General features: G+C 72.4%; 5 protein-coding genes. 4 read left to right on the top strand and 1 reads right to left on the bottom strand.

Annotated features, from left to right (window positions below; genetic code table 11):
- Positions 1–869: M14 family zinc carboxypeptidase (locus ABD308_RS34290; protein ID WP_344343729.1), on the bottom strand; the 869-nt coding region annotated here is incomplete at its 3' end.
- 324 nt (positions 870–1,193) lie between these two features.
- Between ABD308_RS34290 and ABD308_RS34285 the strand changes: the two genes are divergently transcribed.
- From ABD308_RS34285 to ABD308_RS34270, 4 genes are all read left to right on the top strand, one after another.
- Positions 1,194–3,122 (top strand): TIGR03960 family B12-binding radical SAM protein, encoded by a 1,929-nt coding sequence (locus tag ABD308_RS34285; protein ID WP_344343727.1) that lies wholly within the window; start codon positions 1,194–1,196, stop codon positions 3,120–3,122.
- 133 nt (positions 3,123–3,255) lie between these two features.
- Positions 3,256–3,462, top strand: a complete 207-nt coding sequence (locus ABD308_RS34280) for a type II toxin-antitoxin system VapB family antitoxin (RefSeq protein ID WP_425554923.1) — start codon at positions 3,256–3,258, stop codon at positions 3,460–3,462.
- Positions 3,463–3,888, top strand: a complete 426-nt coding sequence (locus ABD308_RS34275; protein ID WP_344343723.1) for a PIN domain nuclease — start codon at positions 3,463–3,465, stop codon at positions 3,886–3,888.
- Between the two features lie 173 nt (positions 3,889–4,061).
- Complete coding sequence (locus ABD308_RS34270) at positions 4,062–4,862, top strand: TIGR03936 family radical SAM-associated protein (RefSeq protein ID WP_344343721.1); 801 nt, start codon at positions 4,062–4,064, stop codon at positions 4,860–4,862.
- Positions 4,863–5,327: the final 465 nt, after the last annotated feature.

The raw sequence follows: 5,327 nt of genomic DNA, 5'->3' as shown, positions 1-5,327 counted from the left end.
GCGGCGGACGCCCTGATCGGGCGGGCGGTCCGGCTCGGGCGGGAGTCGCCGACCGCGTCGATCGCCCACATCGGCACCTCCAGCACCGCCGTCGTGCCGCCGTAGCGGCCCGCGTACGACCAGGTGGACAGCTCGGGGCGGTCCGGCAGCGGCTGGCGGCGCCGGCCGGGCGCCGGCATCACATAGGTGCCCGGGGCCGGGCTGTCCCAGCCGACCGCGTCGTAGGAGTCGACGTCCAGCGGGACGCCGCCGCGCGCCACCGAGCGCGCGAAGCCGTCGGCCAGGGCCGGCAGCGGCCGGGTGAGCTGCACGAACGCGCCGCCGAAGTCCACGCCGTGCAGCGAGCACTGGAGCACCGGCCGCAGTTCGTCGATCAGCCCGGTGAGCACCCGGCTCTCCGGCATCGGCGCCAGCGGGCCGTCCGGGTGCGGCAGCAGCTCGGGCTGCTCGTGGAAGGCCGGCCGGAAGAAGTGCTCGTAGTGCCGGGCGGCGGTCAGCGGGCCCTGCAGCCAGCCCTCGTTGAGCGCGGCGCCGTCCGGGTCCAGGCAGAGCAGCACGTGCCAGCCGACCCCCGGCCGGGGCGGCAGCTCCAGCACCCGCTCGGCCAGCCCGAGGGCGGCGGCCAGGCCGACCGGCTCGTTGGGGTGCGGCCCGCCGACGGCCAGCACGGTGTGCTCGCCGTCGTCCACCGAGAGCAGGACCAGCGGGCGCCCCGCCCGGGAACGGCCCACCTCGCGGACCCGGCAGCGCTCCGGATGGCGGCGGGCCAGCCGACGGGCGACGGCGATCGCCCGGGCCACCGTCGGATAGGTCCCGGTGTCCTGCCGCGGGGCTTCGATCCGGCGCGTCCGCCGGCCCGTGTCGGTCATGGCTCTCCTGTCCTCGGGGGCGGGCGGGGCGGCGCGGTCGGGGGCCTCGGCCGGGAGCCTTGCCAGTACCGCACGCGGCCTCGGAGCGTGTCAACAGTCGTCGGGCACCCGCGGTGGGGCCCCGGTGGGCCCGTGGTCGGACGCCGGTGGGGCCGCGTTCACGTGCGGGATCCCCCGTCCGGGGCGGCCCGGGGACGGCCCGGACGGGACCTCGGAGGCGCCGCGGCCCACGGCGGTTCGGCTACCCTTGAGGGTCACCCCTCCCAGCCGTCGCCCCCGCCAAGTGCGCGGCGGTCCCGAACGTCGTAAGGGTTCCTAGTACTCATGACTGTCGAATCGGTCTTCCCACGCCTGGAGGCCCTCCTCCCGCACGTCCAGAAGCCGATCCAGTACGTCGGCGGCGAGCTCAACTCGACCGTCAAGGACTGGGACGCCTGCGACGTCCGCTGGGCGCTGATGTACCCCGACGCCTACGAGGTCGGCCTGCCCAACCAGGGCGTCATGATCCTCTACGAGGTGCTCAACGAGCAGGAGGGCGTCCTCGCCGAGCGCACCTACAGCGTCTGGCCGGACCTTGAGGCGCTGATGCGCGAGCACGGCGTCCCCCAGTTCACCGTGGACGCCCACCGGCCGGTGCGCGCCTTCGACGTGTTCGGGCTCTCCTTCTCCACCGAGCTCGGCTACACCAACATGCTGACCGCGCTCGACCTGGCCGGCATCCCGCTGGAAGCCCGCGACCGGACCGACGAGGACCCGGTCGTGCTGGCCGGCGGCCACGCCGCGTTCAACCCCGAGCCGATCGCGGACTTCATCGACTGCGCGGTGATCGGCGACGGCGAGCAGGCCGTGCTCGACATCACGAGGATCATCCGGGAGTGGAAGGCCGAGGGACGCCCCGGCGGCCGCGACGAGATGCTGCTGCGGCTGGCCCGCACCGGCGGCGTCTACGTGCCGAAGTTCTACGACGTCGAGTACCTGGCCGACGGCCGGATCGGGCGCGTCGTGCCGAACGCCCCCGGCGTGCCGTGGCGGGTCTCCAAGCACACCGTGATGGACCTCGACGAGTGGCCCTACCCGAAGCAGCCGCTCGTCCCGCTCGCGGAGACCGTGCACGAGCGGATGTCCGTGGAGATCTTCCGCGGCTGCACCCGCGGCTGCCGCTTCTGCCAGGCCGGCATGATCACGCGCCCCGTGCGGGAGCGAAGCATCACCGGCATCGGCGAGATGGTCGAGCGCGGGCTCAAGGCGACCGGCTTCGAGGAGGTCGGCCTGCTGTCGCTGTCCTCCGCGGACCACACCGAGATCGGCGACGTCGCCAAGGGCCTGGCCGACCGCTACGCCGACGACAAGATCGGCCTGTCGCTGCCGTCCACCCGGGTCGACGCCTTCAACATCGACCTCGCCAACGAGCTCAGCCGCAACGGCCGCCGCTCCGGCCTCACCTTCGCCCCCGAGGGCGGCAGTGAGCGCATGCGCAAGGTGATCAACAAGATGGTGTCGGAGGAGGACCTCATCCGCACCGTCGCCACCGCCTACGGCAACGGCTGGCGCCAGGTGAAGCTGTACTTCATGTGCGGCCTGCCCACCGAGACCGACGAGGACGTGCTCCAGATCGGCGAGATGGCGAAGAACGTGATCCAGAAGGGCCGCGAGGTCACCGGCCAGAACGACATCCGCTGCACCGTCTCCATCGGCGGGTTCGTGCCCAAGCCGCACACCCCGTTCCAGTGGGCCCCGCAGCTGTCCGCCGAGGCCACCGACGCCCGCCTGGCCAAGCTGCGCGACTCGATCCGCGGCGACCGCAAGTACGGCAAGAACATCGGCTACCGCTACCACGACGGCAAGCCCGGCATCGTCGAGGGCCTGCTCTCCCGCGGCGACCGCCGGGTCGGCGCGATCATCCGCGCGGTCTACGAGGACGGCGGCCGCTTCGACGGCTGGCGCGAGCACTTCTCCTACGACCGCTGGATGGCCTCCGCCGAGAAGGGCCTGGCCGGCACCGGCGTCGACGTCGACTGGTACACCACCCGCGAGCGCGGCTACGAGGAGGTCCTGCCCTGGGACCACCTGGACAGCGGCCTCGACAAGGACTGGCTCTGGGAGGACTGGCAGGACGCCCTGGAGGAGGTCGAGGTCGACGACTGCCGCTGGACCCCGTGCTTCGACTGCGGCGTCTGCCCCCAGATGGACACGTCCATCCAGATCGGCCCCACCGGCAAGAAGCTGCTCCCGCTGACCGTGGTGAAGCAATAGCCGTATAGACCAGGGCGCCCCCGTTGGATATATCCGACGGGGGCGTTCGAATATATTCGACGCATTCTTCATGGTATGCTTTCTAGTGGCATATTTGGATCTATAGAGAGTGGCGTCTACTATGGCCAAGACAATGATCGACATCGATGAAGACGCCCTGGCGCTGGCGGCCGAGGTGCTCGGCACCGTGACCAAGAAGGACACGGTCAACGCCGCCCTGGTCGAGATCGGCATGCGCGAGCGCCGCCGGCAGGCCCGTGAGCGGATGCGCGCCCTGGCTGCCGACGGCGCCTTCGACAAGGCGCTGGAGCCTGGGTTCAAGGAAGAGGTATGGCGCTGAATGAGCGGTGCTGAGCAGTTCCTCATCGACACGTCCGCGCACGTTCGGATCGTCCGGCCGGAGCTGGACGCGATCTGGGGCGAGGTCATCGACCACGGGCGGATCGGCCTGTGCGAGCCGACCGAAGCGGAGCTGCTGTACTCGGCGCGTTCCAAGGGGCACTATGCCGAACTCAAGGACGCGCTGGCCGGGATGTACGTGTGGCGTCCCGTTCCGGATGCCGCGTGGCGTCGGCTGCTGGCGCTTCAGCGGCAGCTGGCGGATGCCGGCCAGCACCGCTCGGCGTCGATCCCGGACCTGCTGGTCGCCGTCACCGCGCTGCACCACGGGCTGACCGTGCTGCACTACGACCGGGATTTCGAGACGATCGCCGAGCACACCGAGCTCAGGACCCGGTGGCTCGCGGAGGCCGGGTCGCTGGACTGAGGGGCGCCTGTCGGCCGGGGCGGGGCGAGGGGGTGGCGGGGGCGCGTACCCTTTGAGGTGACAGAGTCCGGACAGTGGCGGGAATTCGCCGCCGCTGCGGACGGGGACACACTGACGAAGGACTGAGCGACCTGGCACGCCGTACGCCCGACGGTCCGCCGCCCGCGCCGACGGTGCAGCGGATCCGTCTCCGCTACACCAAGCGCGGCCGGCTCCGCTTCACCAGCCACCGCGACTTCCAGCGCGCCTTCGAGCGCGCCCTGCGCCGGTCGGCGGTGCCGATGGCCTACTCGGCCGGCTTCACCCCGCACCCCAAGGTGTCCTACGCCAACGCCGCGCCGACCGGTGTGGCCAGCGAGGCGGAGTACCTGGAGATCGGGCTCGCCGCCCCGTGCGACCCGGAGGAGCTGCGCGTCCTGCTGGACGAGTCGCTGCCCGGGGGCCTCGACGTGATCGACGCGGTCGAGGTGCGCACGTCCAACTTCGTGGAGCGCCTGGAGGCCTCCGAATGGCGGGTGCGGCTGGACGGGGTCGAGCCGCAGGAGGCGGGGCGCGCCGTCGCGGCGTTCCTCGCCGAGGAGCGGGTCGAGGTCGAACGCCTCACCAAGAACGGCGTCCGGGTCTTCGACGCGCGCGGCGAGGTGGCGGCTCTCGAAGTACTCCCGCCGCAGGTCGACGGCGGTGCGGACACGGCGGGTGAAGAGGCCCGCGATGTTCGGACCGGGCGTCCCTGTGCGATACTGCGCCTGGTAGTACGACACGCCACACCCGCCGTACGACCCGACGACGTGTTGTCCGGTCTCCGTGCGACGGCCGACCTGGCGCCGCCGGTCCCCGCAGAGGTGACCAGGCTGGCGCAGGGGCCGCTCGACGAGGGGACCGGCACGGTGACCGACCCGCTGGCGCTCGACCGCGCCGCGGCCCCGGCCGGCCCTGTGGCCACCGGCGAGCCGCGCGCAACCGCGTCCGCCTAGCGGGCGGAGGCCGGGTCCAGTTCCCCACTGGGCCCGCTGGTCCTCCAGGCCCCCGCGGCTCCCCAGGGGAGCGAGCGTCGTCGAAGCACAGGCCGGCCTCTTGCGGCCCGCCGACCCGGACGGTCGGTGGGCCCGAGGCCCCCGTCCGGGAGCCACCCGGGGTTGGGGGACGGCGCAGCTTGGGAAAACCTCAGAAGACTGGTCAGACCAGAAGACTTTCGACACCCCGCCGAGCGTGGGGCGCCGAGCGAGACTACGAGCCCCTGTGCGGCGTCGCGTCCGCGCGGCGGCACCGTGAAGGGTCCGGCCCGAGCATCGTCGTGATGCCGGCCGCCCACCGGTGCCGCGCCGTGCCCGGATGCGGAGCCCGGGGGCCTGACGGGAGATCCACCCGCATGCTCGAGAACACCGATCCGCAGCAGTCTGCGGCGACGGAACACAACGACACCGCCGCGACCGGCGGCG

Source organism: Kitasatospora putterlickiae (genome assembly GCF_039527695.1).
Lineage (GTDB): Bacteria > Actinomycetota > Actinomycetes > Streptomycetales > Streptomycetaceae > Kitasatospora > Kitasatospora putterlickiae.
This window is presented reverse-complemented; position numbering and strand designations above follow the sequence as displayed.

What these genes read in the sequence shown, in the direction of transcription:
- ABD308_RS34285 (WP_344343727.1), top strand. Translation starts at nt 1,194, where the DNA reads ATGACTGTCGAATCGGTCTTCCCACGCCTGGAGGCCCTCCTCCCGCAC.
- ABD308_RS34275 (WP_344343723.1), top strand. Translation starts at nt 3,463, where the DNA reads ATGAGCGGTGCTGAGCAGTTCCTCATCGACACGTCCGCGCACGTTCGG.
- ABD308_RS34280 (WP_425554923.1), top strand. Translation starts at nt 3,256, where the DNA reads ATGATCGACATCGATGAAGACGCCCTGGCGCTGGCGGCCGAGGTGCTC.